We start from the raw sequence: 22,626 nt of genomic DNA on the forward strand, positions 1-22,626 counted from the left end.
CATTCCGTGCCAACATGACACTTGAGTAATCTGTCATATGTGACGATACTCACATCAAACAACCGTATCTAAAACAACAGGATTCCTGTGCTTCGAACGGCGGTTCTGACCCTCCTGCTGACCATTCTGTCCCTGGCTGCGCCCGCAGTGCTGGCAGACACATCAGGAAAGGAAAGCCTGGGCCAGATTGATTACCTTCGCATGCCTGGCGAATCCGGCTTCACCCCGGAGCAGGCCCTCGCCCGGGAAGACTGGCAGCCACTGCCGGGCCAGACGCCGAATTTCGGGTATGAGGAGGACGTCTTCTGGTACCATATGCCCGTGCCGGAAGGGGATACCCGCCTTATCCTGCTGATACCTTATCCCCACCTGGACAACATCCGGTTCTGGCCGCTGACCAATGGCCGGCCGGGGTCGATGATTCAGACCGGCGACCAATACCCTTTCGCCCAGCGGCCACTACCACACTCCAATTTCCTGTTGCCGGTGGAAAGGAAAGCGGGAGCCGAGCACGGCATCCTGCTGCGCATCCAGACCCGGGGCGCCCACCATGTACCCATGGAGCTCTGGGAACCCCGCGCCCTCTTCGTGCAGCTATCAACCGAAGACCAGTTCCACGCCCTTTACTACGGCATACTGATCACTATCATCCTGTTCACCCTGATGGTATTTGCAGGGCTGCGGGAGAAGATCTACCTCTACTATCTTTTTACCACCGCCAGCTTTCTGTTCCTGCTGGCGTCGCTGCGAGGCATCACCTACCCGGTACTCTGGCCAGAAAGCCCGACGCTGCAAAATTACAGCATCCTGATTGCCATACCCCTGGCCGCCCTGTCGATCCTCCTGTTTTCCCGAACACTGCTGGGACTGAATCGTCTCAGGGGGTGGATCCGACACTCGATTCAGGCCGCGACGTACCTCAACCTGTTTGCGTTGGTGGGCGTCGCCATTTTCGACTACAACCTGTCCATCTGGCTGTCGGTATCCATCGCATTGCCCACCGGTATTGTGCTGGCCCTTGTCGGGCCCGCGCTGTGGATGCGCGGGCACCCTCAGGCCGGCATCTACACCCTGTCCTGGGGAGCACTGACCATCGGCAGCCTGCTCACCAGTGCCAACATGTATGGCTTGCTGCCCAACAGCTTCATTACCACTTACGGCGTGCAGCTGGGCTCCACAGTGCAGGCACTGGTACTGACTGCGGCCCTTGCCAACCGCCTGTATCGAGAACGGGCATCCCGGAGCCGCTCGCGGGAAGCCGAACTGGCTGCTCTCTCAGCCCAGCGCCGGGCGGAACAGCGGTCCCTGGACCAGGCCATGAGGGAGCCTTTGACCAAACTGCCCAACCGCACCTGTTTCGAGATGCACGCCAGCGAAATCCTCAATCTGACCCCCGGCAAAAGCTGGGCAGTGTGTGTGCTCAGGCTGAATAACCTGGCCGCCATTACCAAGACCCTGGGCCACCGCAACTCAGACAGGCTTCTGGAACTGGTTGCCCTGCGCTTGCACCAGATTGCCGTGGAACTTCCCGGCGTAAAGACTGTGGGTCCCCGCGACGATGACAACCTGGCGGTACTGGAGCCCGCCACCTTCGCCTACCTGATGGATGCCGGCACCGCTTCCGGGAACCCGCGACGCATGGCCCAGAGCATGGAGCAGCTGCGCGAACCCATTGACTACCTGGGCATGCAACTGCCCCTGGACAGCTGCATTGGTGTCGCCATGTTCCCGGACCACGGCCAGGACCTGAACACCCTCGTCCGCCAGGCCTATGTCGCCCAGGAATCGGCCATTGCCACCGAAAAGGGGCTCGCCTACTACGACCCGGCCCGGGATCCCTACAGCCCGGAACGCCTGACCCTGGTCTCTGAACTCAGGCATGCGCTTCATAACAATGAACTGGCACTCTGGTACCAGCCCAAGCGCTGCCTGAAGAGCAATGAGATTGTCGGCGTGGAAGCGCTAATCCGCTGGCCAGGCCGCCAGCCCGCTGTGCATGCGGACCAGCTGATCGCCCTGGCCGAGCAGAGCGGCCTGATTCGCCCGCTGACCCGTTGGGTAATGGAACAGGCCCTGGCAGCCCGTAATGTTCTGCTGGAAGCGGGCCTGGACCTGACCGTGTCCATAAACATCTCCCCCAACAACCTGAGGGAGCGGGACTTCCCCTTGTTCGTCCAGCGCCTGATGACCAGTCATCACCGGCACCGGGGACGGCTGATTCTGGAAGTCACCGAAACATCCATGATGCAGGACCCGGCTAACTCCATGCGCACCCTGCGCTCCCTGGACTATGCCGGCATCCCGCTGGCCATCGACGACTTCGGTTCCGGCTATTCGTCGCTGTCCTATATCAAGCAACTGCCGGCCTGCGAAGTGAAAATCGACCGCTCACTGATCACCGACCTGCTGACCCACACCGACGACCGCATCATCGTGAAGACCACCATCGACATGTGCCACAACCTGGGGTACCAGGTGGTGGCGGAAGGCGTGGAAGACGAGGAAACCATCGAACTGCTGCGGGAAATGGATTGCGACATGATCCAGGGCTACGTACTGGCAAAGCCGCAGCCACTGGCGGACCTGATCGGGCAATTGCGCGCGCAGGACAGCCAGCCCCCGGTACCCCTGAATCTACGCTAGAAGGCTGTCCTGGTAACGGCGAGGGTTACTGTTTGTTCGGCTTGCGACGCCGTATCAGTGCTTCCTGGGCCGTGGATGCCACCAGGACACCGTCGCGGCTATAGATATTGCCACGATTGAAGCCACGGCCGCCGAAGGCGCTGGGGCTGTCCTTGTCGTAGAGCAGCCAGTCGTCCATGCGCAGGTCCCGGTGGAACCAGATGGCGTGGTCCAGGCTGGCCGACTGCATGTTGGGGGTCATGAACGTGACCCCGTGAGGGTTCAGGGACGTGCCCAGGAAGGCGAAATCCGAGGCGTAGGCCAGAAGGCAACGATGCAGGATACGGTCGTCCGGTAGCTCGCCCTGGGCCCGGAACCAGCTTTGCTTGCCCGGGGGCTTGATTTCCGGGGCCATGGGATTGACCGGGTCCACCGGCCGAATTTCGATGGGACGATCACGGGTCAGCTGGTCGTGGAACTTCTCCGGCACCTTTTCCAGCAGTTGCTGGTTGAGCTCCTGCTCGGACTTCAGGGTTTCCGGCGCCGGTGCGTCCGGCATGTCCATCTGGTGATCGAAGCCATCTTCCTCTACCTGGAATGATACCGAACCGGTGAGGATCTCCTTGCCATCCTGACGGGCAATCACCCGCCTGACTGAAAAGGTGCCACCGTCGCGGACCCGCTGGACCTCATAGTCGACGGGTGCCCGGGCATTGCCGGGGCGCAGGAAATAGGCGTGCATGGAATGGGGCATGCGGCCTTCAATGGTGCGGCTGCTTGCCATTAGCGCCTGCCCCAGCACATGACCCCCAAACAGGTTGGGAAAGCCAAGGTCTTCACTCTGACCCTGGAAGTGATCATCACCCGCAGGGGCGATATCCATCAGTTCAACCAGCGCTCTGGTAATGTCTTGCATGCCTGCTCCTGAAAAACGCTGATCCGGCCACACGCCGGATCGTCTGGAATGCTGCCGCACCTGTCAGTGGGGTTGGTACTGCAGCAACTGCTTAGCTTACGAAGCGGTAATTTCTACCCGATACGGCTGTGAAGCGCAAGACGAGCCTCAGGCGTTGGCGAGCAACGGCGGTACCTCTTTCGCCAAGGCCTGCTTTTCGATCACGTAGTCACCGGTTACCGCGAAACCCAACAGGTCCCCGGCAGCATTCCGGTAAAGCGCCCGTACATTGTTACCTTCCCGCTGCACGTCCCAGTGGCCATCGTCACTCTCAACCGGTGGACACGCGGCGGTCGGGCAGCATGGTGTCTTGACCATGACCGGCATGGCGCCCCACTTCACCGGCGTGGGCGTACCGGTCAGTGTCGCCGCCAGGGCTCTCGCCGCTGCCATCAGCGGCATCACGTACATCAGCACCTGGCCTTCCACTTCGGCGCAATCGCCCAGGGCGTATACGTCCTCCGCGCTGGTGGCCAGCAGCCGGTCCACGCGGATGCCATGGCCAACCTCCAGCCCGGCTTCTGCCGCCAGACTGGTTCGGGGCCGCAACCCCACGGCGGAAATCACCAGATCTCCCTGAAGCATAGCACCGTCACCAAGATGTACCTGCGCACCACTCTCGTCTTCAGACACCGCCTCGGCGGCCACGCCCAGATGGAAGGTAACACCCTCAGCCTCGAGGGCGTTCTGCACTGCCTCTGCGGCCGCCTCCGGCAGTAGCCCGGGCATGACCTGCGTGGACGGTGCCACCACGGTGACATCAAAACCACCATTGCGAAGGTCGTTGGCGTATTCGCACCCGATCAGACCGGCACCCAGCAGGATGAACCGACGACGGCCTTCCACCATCCGCCGGAAATAGCGGTAGTCCTCCAGGTCATTGATGGAGCACACCCGCCCGCAGCCACTGACCGCATCCGGCAGGCGGATAACATCGGCACCCCAGGCCAGCACCAGCTTGCTGTAGGTCAGCCGTTCGCTGCCGATCAGCACCTCATGGGTCTGCGGATCAATTCCCGTGACCAGGGTGTGGGTCCGTATGTCCATGTTGAGCTGTTCCGCCATTGCACCAGCCTCTGACTGGGCCAGCTCATCGGCGGTCTTGCCCTTGGTGAAACCGGTCGACAGCATGGGCTTGGAGTAGCTGGCGCCATCATCGGAGGTGATCATCATCAGTGGCAGGTCGCTGTCGCGTTTGCGCAGTTCCCTGGCCAGAGAATAACCGGACAGCCCGCTGCCGATGATGACCACCGGGGCCTGATCACTCTGGGTGTCTGTCATGCCCCGTTCCTCATCCGATCTCGATCATTTCGAAGTCTTCCTTGCCAACACCGCAGTCCGGGCACTCCCAGTCCTCCGGCACGTCCTCCCACGCCGTTCCCGGGGGGATGCCATCCTCCGGCCAGCCTTCGGCTTCATCATAAATAAAGCCACATACTACGCACTGCCATTTCTTCACGCCTATCCTCCTGCAGGAAACATACTGGCGACCTGACGGCACACCACGAAATTTTCAGCCCATAATACGCATACGGGCGGAACCGCTAAAGGACCATTCCGTAATGCGGGTCCACCCACGGAACCTGCCGTCAACCACCATGGTTGTTTTTGCGTATCCAACAACAGGCAGCGATACTCCCTTACAGCCCTCATTTTCGCTATACTTGCGCGTTTTACGACAGGACCCGACGACTATGACCAACCCCGTCGACGAGCTGAAGCAGGTCATGGCGGAAGCCGACTGCCTGGTTCCCGAGCACCAGGTCTACCAGGCCATCGATACCATGGCGCGGGAGATCACCACCGCCCTGGAAGACAGCAACCCCCTGCTGTTCTGCGTCATGAACGGCGGCCTGATCCTGACCGGCCAGTTGCTGCCCCGGCTCAAATTTCCCGTGCAGGCCGAGTACCTTCACGCCACCCGCTATCGCCAGGAAACCACCGGCGGCATTCTCGAGTGGAAGCTGCGCCCGGACACCGACATGAACGGGCGAACCGTGCTGATCGTGGACGACATCCTCGACGAGGGCACCACTCTGACCGCTATCGCCGACTACTGCCTCGCTCATGGCGCCAGCCAGGTACTGACGGCAGTGCTGGTGGACAAGCTGCATGACCGCAAGGCGCGACCGGGGCTGAAGGCAGACTTCACCGGGCTGGAAGTGGAAGACCGTTTCCTGTTCGGCTTCGGCATGGACTACAAGGGCTACTGGCGCAACGCGCCGGGCATCTATGCAGTCAAGGGACTGTGAACCGCTGGTGAGCAACCGTAACGCACGCTCCATAGTTCCGGCGGTGCGCTGGTACCGGTCCTTCCGGCAGGCGCGTCTGAACCATCCTGGCCTGCAGGGTACGGCGGCCTTCTGGTTACAGGCGGAAGGCTCCCTGACGCGCCACCTGCAACTGCGGTGCCGACAGCACTTCCACGTGGAAGTGGCCAACGAGGGTTTCTCCCTGCCCACCCGTGACGAGGCCCTGACCCTGGGCATCCCCCACCGGCAACGGGCCTGGGTCCGGGAGGTCCGGCTCTGTGGCGACGGTGCGCCCTGGGTGCTGGCCCGCACCATCATTCCCCTGGACACCCTGAGCGGCCGTGGCCGCCGTCTTCGGCACCTGGGGCGGGTGCCGCTCGGTGCGTGGCTGTTCAGTCATCGGGAGTGGAGCCGGGGACCCTTGCAGGCCGGCCTGTGCCGTGAGGCCCGACCCGACGAGCCCCATTGCGCCCGGCGCTCCATCTTCACCAGCCATGACCACAGCCTGCTTGTGGGCGAGTACTTCCTGCCGGAGCTTCTGGCCCAGCCGCTCTGACCACCGGTCCTTACGGATCCGGCGGATAATGATAAACTGCCGGCGTCCGATCACCAGCCGATGGAGCACTGATGACCCTGGCCACGCTATCCCCCAGCCTGCGAAGCCGCCTGAAGGACTACGCGCAACTGTTGCGCATCAATCGCCCCATTGGCTCGCTGCTGTTGCTCTGGCCCACCTGGTGGGCCCTGTGGCTGGCCGCTGACGCCAGCTACCCTGCCATTGGCAACATCATCGTCTTCACCCTTGGGGTCTTCTTCATGCGGGCCGCGGGTTGCGCCATCAATGACTTTGCCGACCGCAAGGTGGACCGGCACGTCAAACGCACCAAAGACCGCCCTCTCACCTCCGGACGCATCCAGCCAAAGGAGGCCATTGCCCTGTTCCTGGGACTGGTGCTGGCCTCCTTCCTGCTGGTGGTGCTGTTTACCAACACCCTGACATTCTACCTGTCGTTCGGCGGCCTGGTGCTGGCCTTTATCTATCCTTTCATGAAGCGCTACACGCACCTGCCCCAGCTGTTCCTGGGAGCGGCCTTTTCCTGGGCCATCCCCATGGCCTGGGCGGCGGAGGCCGGTGAACTGAGCCGCCTGACCTGGCTGCTGTTCACCGCCAACGTCCTGTGGACAGTAGCCTACGACACCCTCTACGCCATGGTGGACCGGGACGACGACCTCAAGATCGGCATCAAGTCCACCGCCATTCTGTTTGGTGATGCCGACCGGGTGATCATCGGCTGCCTTCAGGGAATGGTCGTGGTGACACTGATCATGGTCGGCACCCAGGCGGAATTGGGGTTCTTCTGGTATCTGGGCATAGCCTCCATGGCAGCACTGTTCGGCTGGCAACAGTACCTGGCCCGTAACCGCAGCAGGGAAGGTTGCTTCGAGGCATTCCTGAATAACAACTGGGCAGGTTTCGTTGTCTTTGCCGGCCTGGCCCTGGATAAGGTCTTCTGAACCGTGCGCGCAAATACAACGGCCTCCCGCGGGTAATCCGTACTTTTTCGGATATAAAGCGGCGCATGTCATAAACTTGTAACAGTTCCCCGTTGTAATGAGGCAGCAATAACCAAAGGACTACAGGTAAAAGCGCAATGTCCAAGACCGTTCTGATTGTTGACGATGAAGCGCCCATCCGCGAGATGATCGCCGTTGCCCTGGAAATGGCTGACTATAACTACCTGGAGGCAGCGGACGCCCGCGAAGCCCACGCCCTGATCGTGGACCGACAGCCTGACCTCATACTGCTGGACTGGATGCTGCCCGGCACCAGTGGCGTTGAACTGGCCCGTCGCCTCAAGAAAGAGGAAACCACGGCGGAAATCCCCATCATCATGCTCACCGCCAAGGTGGAGGAAGACAACAAGATTCAGGGCCTGGAAGTGGGTGCGGATGACTACATCACCAAACCTTTCTCTCCCCGGGAACTGGTTGCCCGCCTCAAGGCAGTGCTTCGCCGGACCACGCCGGCGGGCGTTGAGTCTCCGATTGAAGTGGACGGCCTGACGCTGGATCCGGTCGGCCACCGGGTCACCGGCCCCGAGGGCGCCATCAGCATGGGCCCCACGGAATATCGGCTGCTTCAGTTCTTCATGACCCACCAGGAGCGTGTGTACACGCGGTCGCAACTGCTGGACCAGGTTTGGGGCGGCAACGTGTATGTGGAAGAGCGCACGGTGGATGTTCACATCCGTCGCTTGCGAAAAGCCCTTGGAGACCAATATGATCACCTGATCCAGACCGTGCGCGGCACCGGTTACCGGTTCTCCACCAAGGCCGCCTGATGGCCGGGGGTAACCCGGCGGTTCTGGCCAGAGTCCCGTCCGGGAATACGCAGGAGTAGGTCAGATTTCGATGAATTACAAGTGGTCCCGATACCTGAGACTGATCCTGGTGATCCTGGCCCTGGCCACCGGGGTCGGGGCGATATTCGGATACCCGATGGAAGGCCTGCTCGCCGGATTGCTGCTCTATCTGGCGTGGACCCTGGCCCAGGCCCGCAAGCTCTACCAGTGGTTAAGCCATCCCGGCGCAGGACAGGAGGCGCCGGCCAGCATCGGTCTCTGGGGCGATATTTTTGATGGCCTGCACAAGCTGCACCAGGGCCACCTCGCCACCCAGGACCGGCTGCTGGCCCAGTTCAACCGGCTGCAGGAATCCACCAACGCCATGCGCGACGGCGTGGTAATGACCGATGCCAATGGCGTGCTGGTCTGGTGGAACGGTTCCGCCGACTATCTGCTGGGCCTCCAGCGCCAGACTGATCGCGGCCAGCCCATACAGAACCTGCTCAGGGCTCCGGCCTTCAAGGCGTATTTCGACAATCGTGACTACCGCGACCCCCTGGAACTGACGTCCCCCGCCCGCCCCCACCTGCACCTGCAGATCCAGATCAGCCTGTTTGGTGAGGATGACCGTCTGATTGTAGTGAAGGATGTCACCCGCCTGTTCCAGCTTGAGCAGATGCGCCGTGACTTCGTCAGCAACGTTTCCCATGAAATGCGCACGCCGCTCACGGTCATCAGTGGTTACCTGGAAACCATGGCGGACTACTCCGACGAACTGCCCGCCAAATGGAAGCGCGCCATCCAGACCATGGCCCAGCAGTCCAGCCGCATGGAGGCACTGATCACTGACCTGTTATTGCTGTCGAAGCTGGAAACCGGAGAACATCACGGAGCGGAGGTGACGGTGGACATCGGCGCCCTGTGTCAGCAGATCTGCCAGGATGCCAGGGCCCTCAGTGGCGAATCCGGCCACCAGTTCCACCTGGACATCGGCGACCGTCATCATCTGCGGGGTGATGAAGACCAGCTACGCAGTGCTTTCTCCAACCTGATCTTCAACGCCGTCAAATACACGCCGGCCGGTGGCAGCATCTTTGTCCACTGGTTCATCAATCGGGAGGGCGCCCACCTGTCGGTGAAAGACACCGGCATCGGTATCGACCCGGTTCACATCCCCCGCCTCACCGAACGCTTCTACCGGGCCGATCCCAGCCGGCACAAGGAAACCGGCGGCACCGGGCTGGGGCTGGCCATCGTCAAACATGTGCTGCTGAACCACGAAGGCGAGCTGGAAATTGTCAGTAAGATTGGCGACGGCAGCGAGTTTATCTGCCACTTCCCCCGCCAGCGGCTGGCTGAACCCGAACCTGAACAACCGTCATCGACGGAAACCAGCAATGAAGTGTGACAGGTCCTCGAGCTTTTTGGGATCGTCGTCCACGAAACGCACCGTCATGCTGACAAAGTCCGTATCCTGACGCTTGTCCACGGCCTGGAGCTGGTGCACGTAACCATTGAGTCGTGCCATCCGCCCATCCGCTACCTCCATGTCCACCACTGCCTGGTCAAGGATGCCGGGAAACGCCTGATCACGCCTGGCGATCACCCTCACCTCCGAGAGCGTAATATCCTTGATCACGCATTTGAGCGTGCTGTCGGCGAACCGTATCGCCGCCGTAACCATTCGGCTGGCCCGACCCGGCGCTGCCGGTTCCGGAACGCTGGCTTCGGCGGACGGCTTGCTGCCACCGGTGAGCAGGTCGGCAGATTGCCGGAAGGCGTCTGCCGCCGGACTGGGGCGCCCGTCTTCCTCCATGGCCCGCTGCAGGGTCTTCCCCATAACCTTGATGACCTTTTTGCTCAGCCCCTCCGGACTGAACGGCTTGCCCAGGTACTCGGACACCCCCTCCTGGACCGCTTCCACCACGTGGCTCTTATCGCCCCGACTGGTGATCATGATAAAGGGGACCTTGCGGTAGTATTCGTCGGCACGCACCCATTGCAGCAATTCCAGCCCCGACATCTCCGGCATTTCCCAGTCACACAGGATCAGGTCGAACCGGTTGCGGGACATCAGTGACTGGGCGCGCCGGCCATTCTGCGCCTCGGTCATCTCAATCACCGGGAACCGCTGGCGCAGCGTGCGCTTGACCAGGTCCCGGACAAAACTGGCGTCATCAACCACCAGCGCCTTCAGTACTGCCATAGTGCTGCCTCCACACTCGCCGTTACGGGCACCCGATCCAGCAAATGGTGCTCGTACGGACTGTTTAACGCGATCCCAAACACGCTACTATAGGCCCTGATCAACAGGATAGAGAGGTTTACGTGGTCAAGACCCTGAATTATCGACACTGGATGTCATACCATTTTTCCCCGGGGGCGATGCGCCCATCAATAGCGGCGCTGCTATTAACCGGCGGGCTTGCCGCTGCGGGCCTGTCATCGGCGGCTTTTGCCAACACCAGCGAGACCACCGAACCCGAACCGCCGCAGAAGCCGGCCAGTTTCGACCAGTGCCTTAAAGACATCGAACAACGGGCCGTATCCGAGGGCGTTTCCCGAGACACGGCCCGACGGGTACTGGCCAGGGCCGAGTTCCTGCCGCGGGTGATCGAACTGGACCGCCGCCAGCCCGAATTCACCACCACGTTTGCCGACTACCTTGGCCGCCGGGTCAGCGAAACCCGAATCGAGAAAGGCCGCGAAATGCTGGAACAGCACCGAGACCTGCTTGACCGGGTCAGCCGCGAAACCGGCGTCCCACCCGCGTACCTGGTATCGTTCTGGGGCCTTGAAACCAACTATGGCAGCTATTTCGGAAAAATGCCCGTACCCAGCTCGCTGGCAACCCTGGCCTGCGACAAACGCCGGGGCACCTACTTTTCCGGAGAACTGGTATCCGCCCTCAAGATCATCGATGAAGGCGCCATTGAGCCTGAACGTATGGAGGGCTCCTGGGCCGGGGCCATGGGCCATGTGCAGTTCATGCCGTCCGTTTTTCTCAGACATGCCACCGACGCCGACAACGACGGTCGCAGGGACCTCTGGAACAGCGTACCCGACGCCATGATGTCGGCCGGGCGCTTTTTGCAGAGCATGGGCTGGGATCCGCAGTACCGCTGGGGCCGCGAAGTGCTGCTGCCGGAAGACTTCGACTATTCACTGTCCGGCCAGGGTCGTCTTGGCCTGGCCCGATGGAACCAGCTCGGCGTCACCGACGTTCATGGTAACCCGCTGGCGGAAGAACCCATCGACGCCAAGCTGGTGGTTCCGGCGGGACACCGGGGTCCGGCTTTCCTGGCCTACGACAATTTCCGGGTGATCATGGGATGGAACCGCTCCGAATACTACGCCATTGCCGTAGGTCATCTGGCCGACCGCATTGCCGGTGGTGGAGACCTGAAGAATCCGCCACCGGAGGATGCGCCGGCGCTGTCTCGAAACGATGTCATCAAGCTGCAGTCGGCCCTCAATGCCCGGGGCTACGACTCCGGCATCCCGGACGGCATACTGGGGCCCAACACCCGCTCCGCCATCCGCCGCTACCAGGCCAACGAGGGTCTGGTTGCCGACGGATTCCCGGGACCGGAACTGCTGGAAGCCCTGGGCGTACAGCCGGCGGCATCCTGACGGGCATGCAGTCGCCAATAGGTGTCAAAAAGGCGTCAATCAGTCTAACGGGACGGGTTTAATGGTATGGATTCAGTAACCCAGGCTGCTCTTGGCGCCTGCATTGGCGGTGCCGTTGCCAGCCGCACGCTGGGTCGTGCCGCCTTCATCGGCGGCGCGGCCCTCGGCACCCTGCCAGACCTGGATGTCATGCTGGACTACGGCACCGCTATCGCCAACTTCACCCAGCACCGCGGGTTCAGCCACTCGCTGTTTATCCTGGTGCCGCTGGCGGTCGCCCTGGCCCTGGCATTGCACCGTTGGAAACCCCAGCTCTCCCGGGGCCGCTGGCTCGCCTTCACGCTGCTGATACTGGTGACCCACCCGCTACTGGACAGCCTGACCACCTACGGCACCCAACTGTTCTGGCCCCTGGGCCCGCCCGTGGGCACCACCAGCATTTTCATCATCGACCCGCTGTATACCCTGCCGCTACTGTTGGCGGTCCTTTACGGCGCGTTCAAACCACCGGCACCCCGGGCCCAGGGGGTGGCGCTGGCCCTGTCGTCCGCCTACCTGTTGTGGGCTCTCGGTGCCCAGACACTGGTAGACCAGCGGGTCGAGGAACATCTGGCAGGCCAGGGGCTGGCAGGGGCCCCGCGGATGGTGCAGCCGATGCCGTTCACCACACTGCTATGGCGGGTTACCGTGCTGGGTGCCGACGAACGGCTGGAAATGGTCACCGGCCCCTTCGAGGGCGACCGGCCCCTGACCGTGGAAAGATTCCCCCGGGATCCGGCCCTGATCGAGCAGTTGGTGTCTTTCCGGGAGGGGCAGCGGCTGTTCTGGTTCACTGACGGCTTCCTCGACGTCAGTATCCGCGATAGCAGCCTGCTGGCGACGGACATAAGACTGGGTGTACCCGGAGCCCATCCCTTCACCTTTGTGATTGCCCGACAGGACGCGGATGGTGAATGGTCTGCCACCGCCAGCACCCAGGAACCACGCCCCACGATGCGCAATGACGCCCTGCGGGCCTTCTGGTCACGACTCAGTGGTGAGGCCGAGGTGCTGTGCATGGCGACCTTCGAGGCGCTGCCCGCCGGCGAGACCTGCTCCTGACCATGCGCCTGGACGGTTTCCTCTCACGGTGCACCGCCCTCTCCCGCAAGGAGGCACGCCATGTTATCCGGGCTGGCCGGGTAACTCTGGGTGGCCAGCCCGCGCGCAAGGCGTCGACCCTGGTGGCAGAAGGGGCCACCGTAATGCTGGATGGCGAACCGGTGGCGCTGCCGGGGCAGCTGTACCTGATGCTGAACAAGCCCGCCGGGGTATTGAGTGCCACCACGGACGCCGCCCAGCCGGTGGTCACCGACCTGCTGCCGGACGACCTGGCCGAACGTGTACATCCCGTTGGCCGGCTTGACCTGGACACCACCGGCCTGCTGCTCCTGACCTCTGACGGGCAGTGGAGCCATCGCATCACATCGCCCCGCCACCACTGCCCCAAGACCTATCGGGTAACCCTGGCAGAGCCCTTGAGTGACGACGGGCACCGACACCTCGAATCCGGACTGGATCTGCGTAACGACGACAACGCCACGCGGCCAGCCACCGTTGAGCGACTGTCAGACAGAATGATCGACCTGACCATCACCGAGGGCCGCTATCATCAGGTCAAGCGGATGGTGGCGGCCGTCGGCAACCACGTGGAAGCCCTGCACCGCCACCGGATCGGTTCCCTGACGCTGGATGATTCACTGGCTCCCGGAGAATTCCGCCACCTTACCGACCATGAAGTCCGCGAGCTTGCACCACCGGAATAGGGTGGCGAGTCAGTCCCGTTCGAAACGTCCCGCCTTGAGATTCTTCCTCACCTTGCCGGCCTCGAATACCTCGCCATTCATGGCCACATAAACACCGGCGGGCAACAGTCGCACCGCGGCCACCGCAAACCCGAGATTGAATGCTGCGTCGCTGCGGCGCATTCGGGCCGGCTGCATGGCGCCGAACAGCACGATGGTCTTGCCCGGTGTGCCGTCGAGCACGGCGGCCGTCGCCGCCATGGTATCCGTGCCATGGGTGATAATGATCCGCTCTTCCGGACAGGCCGCTACCGCCTCCCGCACCTGTTGACGGTCATCGCTGGTCAGTTCCAGGCTGTCCTTGCGCAACAGGCCGGTCACGCGCCAGGGTACCGTAACGTTTGCTTCTTCCAGTAACTCAGGCAACAGGCTATCGCCAACCGTGAACTCGCTGTTGGCATCATGATAGATCTTGTCGATGGTCCCCCCGGTGGTGAAGAGGTGAATCATGGCGTTTCTCCGGTTCATAAAGGTTTACGGGACCTGGCCGAGGCCCGGTTGTTTCCATCATAACCGATAGCGGGGCGACATCCGGAGTGACCCAAATCAAAGCGCCTCCCTGGCAACAAGGTTACTCTGATCCACAATGGAACCAGGCGCACCGGAGGCTTACATGAGCAAACCTTTTGCCGATCTTCAGATGCTGGACCACGTGGCCGGCACCGACCCTGACTTCGCCCGCTGGCGCCAGGGCTACGGCGTTATCCGACATCTGCCGGATACCCAACAGCAGGTGCTGGACCTTGCCGAACAACTGGTGGCCGAAGGCCTGCAGCCTGACACCTCTGCGGTATACCGCACCCTCGCCGCCCTGGACCGGGTGACCAGCGCTGGCCTCTGGATGGTGGTTCACATGACCTACGCCCTTCGGGTGCATCCGGATGGCACTCCGCTGCAATCCAGCGACTTCAAGATCAACCCGGAAGGCCACACCGGCGGCGCCCTGAACATGGTGCCCGGCTATGCCGCCTATATGGCCCTTAACGCGCTGACCGGCCATACCCGCAGCTGGCTGATGGGCCAGGGCCACTGCGTAGCTGCCATTGACGCCGTCAACGTGCTGCTGGACAACCTGAACCCGGAGCAGGCCGCCCGGTATGGCACCGCCGGTGGTCTGGACCGACTGGTGACGGACTTCTACAGCTATCGCCAACAGTCGGATGGACGCACCGAGGCGCCCCTGGGCAGTCACGTCAATCCCTTTACGGCAGGCGGCGTCATGGAAGGTGGCTACCTGGGATTCGCGGAGTTGCAGTACGTGCATATGCCGTTGCCCGGAGAGAGCCTGGTGGCGTTCCTGTCGGACGGCGCAGCGGAAGAACAGAGGGGCAGCGACTGGGCCCCGCGCTGGTGGCGGGCAGAGGACTGCGGCTTGCCCCTCCCGGTCATGATTGCCAACGGGCGGCGCATCGAACAACGCACCGAGCTGGGCACCCGCGAGGGTCTGGACGGCTTCATGACCCACCTGAACCGCTGTGGGTTCGACGCCATACGGTTCGATGGCCGCGATCCGGCCGCTTTCGTATGCACGCTGTTCACCATGGAGCGACGCCTGAAGAAGGCCGCGCGGGAACACGGCCAGGGGCTGCGCAGGTACCCACTGCCCATTCCCTATGGCATTGCCGAAACCGTCAAGGGGTACGGCTTCCATGGTGCTGGCAGTAACGCAGCCCACAACCTGCCCCTGCCCGGCAACCCACGCCGTGATGCCCGGGCGCGGGACCTGTTCAACCAGCACACCGGCGTCCTGCACGTACCGGAAACGGAGTTGCAGGACGCCGTCGAGCTGATCAGCAACCACCGTCGCCAGCAACGCCCCCAGGAAAAGGACCACCCGCTGGCGACCCGTAATCCGGAAGCACCGGCCATGCCGGAATTGCCCCCACGCTCTGACACCTGCTCACCCATGCTGGCGGTAGATGACTTCTTTCAGGCCATGGTCGCCAGCAATCCGCGGCTGAGACCCCGGGTGGGCAACCCGGATGAGCTGGCCAGCAACAAGTTGTCCGGGGTGCTGCATGCCCTCCGCCACCGGGTCGATGACCCGGAAAACGACACCGAGTCGATTCACGGCAACATCATTACCGCCCTCAACGAGGAGGCCGTGGTATCCGCATGCCTGGCCAACAAGGGGGGCCTGAACCTGGTCGCCAGTTATGAAGCCTTCTGCGTGAAAATGCTCGGGGCTATCCGCCAGGAGCTGATCTTTGCCCGGCACCAGAAAGAACTGGACCGCCCTGCCCGCTGGCTCGGTTTTCCGGTAATTGCCACGTCCCACAGCTGGGAGAACGGCAAGAACGAGCAGTCCCACCAGGACACCACCTTCTGCGAAGCCTTGCTGGGAGAAATGAATGACATGGTCCGGGTGCTGTTCCCGGCGGACTATAACAGCACGCAGGCGCTGCTACCGGGCATCTATTCCAGCCGGGGCCAGCTCGCCTGCATGGTGGTCCCCAAGCGGGACCGGCCCTGCGTATTCACCGCCGATGAGGCCCGCAGTCTGGCCGCGACCGGTGCCCAGGTAGTGGATGAGGATCTGTCGGAGGGCACCCCCCTGCTGCTGATCGCCAATGGCGCCTACCAACTCTCCGAACTGATCCATGCCAGTGAGCGGCTGCGTGATACCGCTACGCCTTTCCGCCTGGTTTACGTGCAGGAACCCGGCCGCTTCCGCACTCCCCGGGACCGTTTCGAAGCGGCCTACACGTTGCCGGAGCTGGAGCAGGAAAGGCTGGCGCCCAGCCGGTACCCGCACCGGGTGGTGCTCACCCACATGCGCCCGGAGGTGTTCCGCGGTCACGCCGGGAACCTCTGCGGCAACCCGAAACACAGCCGGGTGCTGGGCTACATCAACCGCGGCGGCACGCTGAATGAAGCCGGCATGCTGTTCGCGAACCAGTGCACCTGGGCGCACGCGCTTTACCAGGGCGCACAGCTCCTCGGTCATTCCCCCAGCCTGTTCCTGAGCGATGAGGAAATCGCCGCGGTGGAAGGCCATGGCGAGCCGGACATTTTGCTGGCCTGACCGCCGGGCCTGATGTTCCGACCGGGTATCCCGCTACCTTACCGGGTCCACCCGGCGACTGGAAAAGCTGCTCCTGACCCGTGTTTCCAGCTCGAGCAGAATCAGTACCGCCACCCCCGCGGTTGCCGAAAAGGCCAGACCAGCCAGATCCATCGGCGCAGAGCCAAAAGCTTCATTGAACAGGGGCACCCAGGTAAACAGCGATTGCAGGATCACTACCGCCACCAGCGCACCGATGACTATCGGCGTACCCACCACGCCCCGCAGGGTGATCGAGGGCGTATCCAGGTAACGCACGGCGAACAGGTAGAACACCTCCATGGCAACCAGCGTGTTGACGGCCATCGTGCGGGCATACTCCAGCTCACCGGTGCGGCCCATACCCCAGCCCCAGGCCGCGAAAATACCAGCAAGAAACAACAACGATACCACCAGCACCCGCCATACCACGAACCCCTGTAACAGGGATTCGGCCCGGGCCCTGGGGGGACGTTTCATGACATCACCTTCCGTTGGCTCGAACGCCAGGGTCATGGCCAGTACCACCGAACTCACCATATTGACCCACAGGATCTGAAGGGCAGTGATCGGCAGGGTCAGCCCCAGCAGCAGCGCGACGACCAGACTGACTGACTCGCCACCGTTAATGGGCAGCAGAAACGCCAGACCCTTGCGCAGGTTGTCATAGACGGTGCGTCCCTCACGGACAGCGGCCGCTATACTGGCAAAATTGTCATCCAGCAAAACCATGGAAGCCGCTTCCCGAGCCGCCTCGGAGCCTTTCAGCCCCATCGCAATACCCACGTCGGCACGCTTGAGCGCGGGCGCATCGTTGACGCCGTCTCCAGTCATGGCGACAACACCATGGCCAGCCTGCAGGGCCTTCACCAGCCGTAGTTTGTGCTCGGGACTGGTGCGGGCAAAGACATCCACCGTGGCAGCCAGGTTGACCAGTTCCCTGTCATCCACCTGGTCCAGATCCGCTCCCGTGAGCACCCGCCCGGTTTCCCGCAGGCCCAGCTTTGAGGCAATGGCCCCTGCGGTACGGGCGTGGTCGCCGGTAATCATCTTCACCCGAATGCCAGCGTCATGACAGTCGGCAATCGCTTTTACGGCTTCTGGCCGGGGCGGATCCATGAAGCCGGCCACGCCCAGGAACTGCAGCCCCTGGCGAACATCCTCAATGGCCAGTGAGCTGGTGCCGGAAGACACCGGCAAGCGGGCGAACGCCAGCACCCGCAGCCCCTCTGCCGCCATATCATCGATCTTCTTCTGCCAGGGGCCGGCATCCAGTGGCTGCAAGGAGCCATCGGTGGTCATGGCGTCGGAACACATGGCAAGCACCTGTTCCGGCGCGCCTTTCAGATAGACCATGGCATGACCATGATGATCATGGTGGAGGGTGGCCATGAAACGGTAATCGGCGTCGAACGGGACCTCATCCACTCGTCGCCACTGGCCGTCCACGCCGGCTAGCTCATTGTCCACCTTCAGGGCCAGTACCTTCAGGGCGCCCTCCATGGGGTCACCCTCCACCCGCACCGGGTCCTGTTGCAGCTTTAGATGGGCGTCATTGCATAACGTGCCAGCCAGAGCAAGCTCGCCCACGGCCGGCGAGAGCTTCTGACCAGTTGGTCCGCTCACCGCCCCATCGGGAGAGTATCCGGTACCGGTGACCTCAAAACGTTCGCCTCCTGCCACCAGCGCCGTCACCGTCATCTCGTTACGGGTCAGTGTGCCGGTCTTGTCGGAACAGATCACCGACACCGCCCCCAGGGTCTCGATCACCGGCATCCGCCGCACTACCGCCTTGCGCGTGGCCATACGACGAACCCCGATGGCCAGGGTAATGGTGAGAATGGCTGGCAGCCCCTCCGGAATCGCGGCCACCGTCAGGCCCACCACCGCCATGAACAGCTCATCGGTGGCCATGCCACTGAACCATGTGCCCGCGAGGAAGATCATCACCGCCGCCACAATGATCAATATCGACAGGTACCGGGCAAAACGGTCTATCTGTTCCAGCAACGGGGTCTTGAGGGTGTCGGTATAACGAAGCAGGCCGGAAATACGGCCGATTTCGGTAGCCTGCCCGGTGCGGACCACCACTCCCTGGGCCGTACCGGTTGTCACCATGGTGCCGGCAAAGACCATGCTGCGCTGATCCCCCAGGGCTGCGCCTTCGGGCTCGCTGGCCACCGCCTTGTCCACCGCCATGGACTCCCCGGTGAGTATGGCTTCATCCACCTGAAGACCGTGGACGCGCTCCAGTCGCACGTCCGCCGGCGCCCGGTCACCCGGCTCCAGCAACAGAGTGTCTCCGGGCACCAGCTCGGCCGCCGCAATGGTATGGCGGCCATCGCTGCGAAGCACCACCGCCTGGGGCGCGAGCATGTGCCTTATGGCCGCCAGCGCCTGTTCTGCCTTACCCTCCTGCAGGAACCCCACCAGGGTCTGGACCACCACCACGGCCAGAATCACGACGGTATCCATCCAGTGACCCAGCAATGCCGTTATCAGTGCGGCACTGAGCAGCACATAGATGAGGAAGTTCTTCAGCTGCCTGCCGAGTCGGGCCATTGGCCCCCTGCGGGCGGCCTCCGGTAACTGGTTGGGGCCATAGTGCTGCAGGCGTTGCCTGACGGCGTCCGCATCCAGCGGCCCCCCGGCGTCGAGGCGGCCCCGCACATCCCCGGGACTCAGGTTATGCCAGGGCACGCCGTGAACGGCATCAGTTTCGGAAGTCGGGGCGGTCATGGTTGAACTCCATTTTCAACAGACGGGGGCATCACGTATCAGGCCTCTACTGCATCCGAGGCTACAGAGGGGCGCCATGCTTCAGGTCAAGAAACGGTTTGGACGATAAATCAACCGGACCGGATGCTGGTCAACAGGTTCTGGAACTCCCCGGCAGGCATGGGCGCAGCCCGCAGGAACCCCTGGAAACTGTCGCAGCCAAGCTCGGCCAGAGTGACCAGTTGGCTTTCCAGTTCCACCCCCTCCGCCTGAACCTCCAGATCCATGGCCTGCCCCATGCGGATAATCGCCTTGACGATGCCTTCACCACCCCCCTCCATGGCCAGTTCATTGACGAAGCTGCTGTCGATCTTGAGCTTGTCGACCTTGAACCGGCGCAGGTAGCTCAGGGAGGAATACCCGGTACCGAAGTCATCGACGGCCAGACGCGCGCCGGTGGCCCGCATTTCAGCCAGCAACTCGGTGGTGCGATCCCCCAGCGCCAGCAGACTGCTCTCCGTCAGCTCCATTTCCAGACGATGCGCCGGAATACCGGCATTTTCCACCGCCTGCTTGAGAATGCCGGGGAAATGCCCCCGCATCAGCTGCCGTGAGGACACATTGATGGCCACGGACCCCGGCTCCAGTCCCTGATCCAGCCACTGCCGGACCTGGCCCGCCGCCTCTCTCAGCACCCATTCGCCGAGTTCCACGATCAGCCCGGTTTCCTCAGTCAGGGGGATAAACTCACCGGGCGACACCAGACCCCACTCGGGATGACGCCAGCGGATCAGCGCCTCCGCCCCGGTCAGTTCTCCGGTACCGATGCTGTAGACGGGCTGGTAGAAAAGCTCGAACTGATTCAGCGCCAGCCCGGTGGTCAGCGCTTCCTCCAGTTCCAGCCGGCGGCGTGCCAGGCGGGTCATGTCGGCATTGTAGAAAGCAAACGTGTTCTTGCCGGCCAGCTTGGCCTCCGACAGCGCGGAGTCTGCCTGGCTGAACAGACGGGATACCGCCCCCAGGTTGTCGCCGGCCCTGTCACCGCAGGCCAGACAGATACCGATACTGGCGCGCACCATGACCCGGGTATTGTCGTCCAGGCGGAAGCCTGCTCCCAGGGCATCAAGCAGCGCTGTTGCCAGCTGTTCCACCTGCTGCTGGTCGGTAACGCGGGGCATCATCACCACAAACTCGTCACCACCAAACCGGCCCAGCTCGTGCCCGTCGGACAGGGTTTGCAGGATTCGCTGCCCGGCTACCTGTAACAGGCGATCACCGAGCTGGTGACCATAGGATTCGTTGATGGTCTTGAAGTCGTCCAGGTCGATGAACATCAGCGCTACCTGGCAGTCACCCTGCTCCGATGTCTGGCGCAGGGCGTTACGGATGTGGTCCGACATCATGGCCCGGTTGGGCAGATCCGTCAGGGGGTCATAGAAGGCCAGATAGCGCAGTCTTTCCTTGTCGGCCTTTTCTTCGGTGATATCCGTTATGAATAGAATGTAGTAGGCCGCCTTCTGCTTACTATCATTCACCCGGGTAACCGTCACCCACTGGTTGTACATAGACCCGTCCCGGCGCCAGGCCACCACCTCCCCCTGCCACAGGCCGCTACTTTCCACCTCCTGCCAGAGCTGATCATAAAAGGCGTCATCATGGGCGCCGGATCGGAACTCCGAGAGCGGCCTGCCAAGAACGCGGTCCAGCCTGACATTGTTCATGCGGGCAATGGCCGGGTTGGCGTAAATGATCCGGCGCCCGGCATCCGCCGCCAGAATTCCGGTATGGGCATGCTCGATCATGGAGCTCTGCAGCGTCATGAAACTGGTAGCATGTTCCAGCTTCTGCAGGGACTGATGCACCAGCCAGCCAATCAACACCGCGCTGACCAGCACAAATACCCAGCCCTTGAATGTCTGGGCCTTCGACAGCATATCTGTGCCCGTGCCCGCAAACAGCCAGGCCACCAGCTGGTCGGAAAACAGGATCCACAGGCAGCCCAGCGCCAGGTAGATCAGGGCAATCCTGACGGGCGATGTCCGGACTTCAGGTAGCGACACTACAAATACCTCCGCGACTCCGATGGCCTGGCCGGCTTCCTGTGGCACTGCACCATGCAGTATGCTGCCCTGGTGCGCATCGGGGGTCTTGCCGTAGGCCAGCGAACGCCCTTGACGGCACACCAGACTGTTTACGCAACGCCGGAGCATCCATGCCATCCAAGAAAGCTTTTTCACTACTGGAGCTTGCATCCGTCAGGGAAGGCGACTCCGTATCACAGACGCTGTCCAACAGTGTAGCCTACGCACGCCATGCGGAAAGCCTGGATTTCAACCGTTTCTGGCTGGCGGAACACCACAATATGGAAGGCATCAGCAGCGCCGCCACCTCGGTTTTGATTGGCCACATCGCCGGCAAGACCGAGCGCATCCGCGTCGGCTCCGGTGGCGTTATGTTGCCCAACCACCCGCCACTGGTGATTGCCGAACAGTTCGGCACCCTGGGGTGCCTGTACCCTGGCCGTATTGACCTGGGCCTGGGCCGCGCCCCTGGCACCGACCCCATCACCAGCCGGGCACTGCGCCGTGACGGCATCGGCGCGGAACAGTTTCCCCACGACGTCGAGCAGCTGCAGGCATTGTTGGGGCCGCTACAACCGGGGCAACAGGTCAAGGCGATTCCCGGGGCCGGCACCAATGTGCCCATCTGGCTGCTGGGTTCATCCCTGTACAGCGCTCAGCTGGCGGCCCTGCGGGGGCTGCCCTACGCCTTTGCCGGTCACTTTGCGCCACGGCTGTACCGGGAAGCCCTGAAAGTCTACCGGGACCACTTCCGGCCGTCTGAACAGCTGGACCGGCCCCACGCCATGCTGTGCCTGCCGGCCGTGCCGGCGGATTCGGTGGCCGAAGCCGAGCACCTGACCACCACCAGCTACCAGCGCATCCTCGCCCTGTTCCGGGGCCAGCCCCTGTGGATGAAGCCACCGGTGGAGTCCATGGAAGGTCTCTGGAGCCCTGCCGAGGAGGCCGGCGTGAAAGACTTCCTGGGGCTGCAACTACTGGGTGATGCGGACAGCATCCGCCAGCGTCTTCAGCAGATCCTTGCCACCGTGGAGGTGGACGAGCTTATGTTCACCGTGGACCTGTACGACCCGGCCAGACGCCGCCATAGCCTGGACATCCTGGCCGAGGTCAGGGATAGCCTCTGATCTCCG

18 protein-coding genes are annotated in these 22,626 nt (G+C 62.6%); 11 read left to right on the plus strand and 7 right to left on the minus strand.

Annotated elements, in window-relative coordinates; translation table 11 throughout:
- Positions 1-87 precede the first annotated feature (87 nt).
- Complete coding sequence (locus tag ACFOZ5_RS12900; protein ID WP_379887947.1) at positions 88-2,643, plus strand: EAL domain-containing protein; 2,556 nt, start codon at positions 88-90, stop codon at positions 2,641-2,643.
- Positions 2,644-2,668: 25 nt separating this feature from the next.
- Here the strand turns inward: ACFOZ5_RS12900 and ACFOZ5_RS12905 are convergent, their stop codons facing one another.
- The 3 genes from ACFOZ5_RS12905 to ACFOZ5_RS12915 all read right to left on the minus strand — a co-directional run bounded on the left by ACFOZ5_RS12905 (position 2,669) and on the right by ACFOZ5_RS12915 (position 5,036).
- On the minus strand, positions 2,669-3,538 hold the full coding sequence (locus ACFOZ5_RS12905) for an acyl-CoA thioesterase (RefSeq protein WP_379887949.1): 870 nt from the start codon (positions 3,536-3,538) through the stop codon (positions 2,669-2,671).
- A 147-nt stretch (positions 3,539-3,685) separates the two neighbouring features.
- Positions 3,686-4,858 carry an FAD-dependent oxidoreductase gene (locus tag ACFOZ5_RS12910; protein ID WP_379887951.1) on the minus strand — a complete coding sequence of 391 codons (1,173 nt, stop codon included), beginning with the start codon at positions 4,856-4,858 and terminating at the stop codon, positions 3,686-3,688.
- A 10-nt stretch (positions 4,859-4,868) separates the two neighbouring features.
- A complete protein-coding gene (locus ACFOZ5_RS12915; protein WP_379887953.1) occupies positions 4,869-5,036 on the minus strand; it encodes a rubredoxin in 168 nt (55 codons plus the stop codon).
- A 235-nt stretch (positions 5,037-5,271) separates the two neighbouring features.
- On the opposite strand from ACFOZ5_RS12915, the gene ACFOZ5_RS12920 reads away from it, so the two are divergent.
- From ACFOZ5_RS12920 to phoR, 5 genes are all read left to right on the plus strand, one after another.
- A complete protein-coding gene (locus ACFOZ5_RS12920) occupies positions 5,272-5,829 on the plus strand; it encodes a hypoxanthine-guanine phosphoribosyltransferase (protein WP_379887955.1) in 558 nt (185 codons plus the stop codon).
- 7 nt (positions 5,830-5,836) lie between these two features.
- Positions 5,837-6,385 (plus strand): chorismate--pyruvate lyase family protein, encoded by a 549-nt coding sequence (locus ACFOZ5_RS12925; protein WP_379887957.1) that lies wholly within the window; start codon positions 5,837-5,839, stop codon positions 6,383-6,385.
- A gap of 71 nt (positions 6,386-6,456) precedes the next feature.
- Positions 6,457-7,344 carry a 4-hydroxybenzoate octaprenyltransferase gene (gene ubiA, locus ACFOZ5_RS12930; RefSeq protein WP_379887959.1) on the plus strand — a complete coding sequence of 296 codons (888 nt, stop codon included), beginning with the start codon at positions 6,457-6,459 and terminating at the stop codon, positions 7,342-7,344.
- A gap of 137 nt (positions 7,345-7,481) precedes the next feature.
- On the plus strand, positions 7,482-8,171 hold the full coding sequence (gene phoB / locus ACFOZ5_RS12935; RefSeq protein WP_379887961.1) for a phosphate regulon transcriptional regulator PhoB: 690 nt from the start codon (positions 7,482-7,484) through the stop codon (positions 8,169-8,171).
- 70 nt (positions 8,172-8,241) lie between these two features.
- Positions 8,242-9,582 carry a phosphate regulon sensor histidine kinase PhoR gene (phoR, locus tag ACFOZ5_RS12940; protein WP_379887964.1) on the plus strand — a complete coding sequence of 447 codons (1,341 nt, stop codon included), beginning with the start codon at positions 8,242-8,244 and terminating at the stop codon, positions 9,580-9,582.
- Here the strand turns inward: phoR and ACFOZ5_RS12945 are convergent.
- A complete protein-coding gene (locus ACFOZ5_RS12945; protein ID WP_379887966.1) occupies positions 9,553-10,380 on the minus strand; it encodes a response regulator in 828 nt (275 codons plus the stop codon). The genes phoR and ACFOZ5_RS12945 overlap by 30 nt on opposite strands.
- Before the next feature lie 179 nt (positions 10,381-10,559).
- Here ACFOZ5_RS12945 and ACFOZ5_RS12950 point away from each other — a divergent pair, with 179 nt between their 5' ends.
- The 3 genes from ACFOZ5_RS12950 (at position 10,560) to ACFOZ5_RS12960 (ending at position 13,612) form a co-directional block, all read left to right on the plus strand.
- On the plus strand, positions 10,560-11,807 hold the full coding sequence (locus ACFOZ5_RS12950) for a lytic murein transglycosylase (protein ID WP_379888122.1): 1,248 nt from the start codon (positions 10,560-10,562) through the stop codon (positions 11,805-11,807).
- Between the two features lie 66 nt (positions 11,808-11,873).
- Positions 11,874-12,908, plus strand: a complete 1,035-nt coding sequence (locus ACFOZ5_RS12955; RefSeq protein ID WP_379887968.1) for a metal-dependent hydrolase — start codon at positions 11,874-11,876, stop codon at positions 12,906-12,908.
- Positions 12,909-12,910: 2 nt separating this feature from the next.
- Positions 12,911-13,612: a pseudouridine synthase gene (locus ACFOZ5_RS12960; RefSeq protein ID WP_379887971.1), complete on the plus strand. Its 702-nt coding sequence runs from the start codon at positions 12,911-12,913 to the stop codon at positions 13,610-13,612.
- Between the two features lie 9 nt (positions 13,613-13,621).
- Here the strand turns inward: ACFOZ5_RS12960 and ACFOZ5_RS12965 are convergent, their stop codons facing one another.
- On the minus strand, positions 13,622-14,101 hold the full coding sequence (locus tag ACFOZ5_RS12965; protein ID WP_379887973.1) for an asparaginase domain-containing protein: 480 nt from the start codon (positions 14,099-14,101) through the stop codon (positions 13,622-13,624).
- Between the two features lie 163 nt (positions 14,102-14,264).
- Here ACFOZ5_RS12965 and ACFOZ5_RS12970 point away from each other — a divergent pair, with 163 nt between their 5' ends.
- Positions 14,265-16,676 (plus strand): phosphoketolase family protein, encoded by a 2,412-nt coding sequence (locus ACFOZ5_RS12970; protein ID WP_379887976.1) that lies wholly within the window; start codon positions 14,265-14,267, stop codon positions 16,674-16,676.
- Between the two features lie 33 nt (positions 16,677-16,709).
- Here ACFOZ5_RS12970 and ACFOZ5_RS12975 read toward each other — a convergent pair whose 3' ends face one another.
- Together ACFOZ5_RS12975 and ACFOZ5_RS12980 are read right to left on the minus strand one after the other, a co-directional pair.
- Complete coding sequence (locus ACFOZ5_RS12975) at positions 16,710-19,433, minus strand: HAD-IC family P-type ATPase (protein WP_379887978.1); 2,724 nt, start codon at positions 19,431-19,433, stop codon at positions 16,710-16,712.
- Positions 19,434-19,543: 110 nt separating this feature from the next.
- The gene (locus ACFOZ5_RS12980; RefSeq protein WP_379887980.1) at positions 19,544-21,631 is read right to left on the minus strand and encodes a putative bifunctional diguanylate cyclase/phosphodiesterase; all 2,088 of its coding nucleotides are present in this window, start codon (positions 21,629-21,631) and stop codon (positions 19,544-19,546) included.
- On the opposite strand from ACFOZ5_RS12980, the gene ACFOZ5_RS12985 reads away from it, so the two are divergent.
- Positions 21,625-22,620 carry an LLM class flavin-dependent oxidoreductase gene (locus tag ACFOZ5_RS12985; protein WP_379887983.1) on the plus strand — a complete coding sequence of 332 codons (996 nt, stop codon included), beginning with the start codon at positions 21,625-21,627 and terminating at the stop codon, positions 22,618-22,620. The genes ACFOZ5_RS12980 and ACFOZ5_RS12985 overlap by 7 nt on opposite strands.
- Positions 22,621-22,626: the final 6 nt, after the last annotated feature.

It is taken from the genome of Marinobacter lacisalsi, from assembly GCF_042651045.1.
Classification (GTDB): Bacteria; Pseudomonadota; Gammaproteobacteria; order Pseudomonadales; family Oleiphilaceae; genus Marinobacter; species Marinobacter lacisalsi.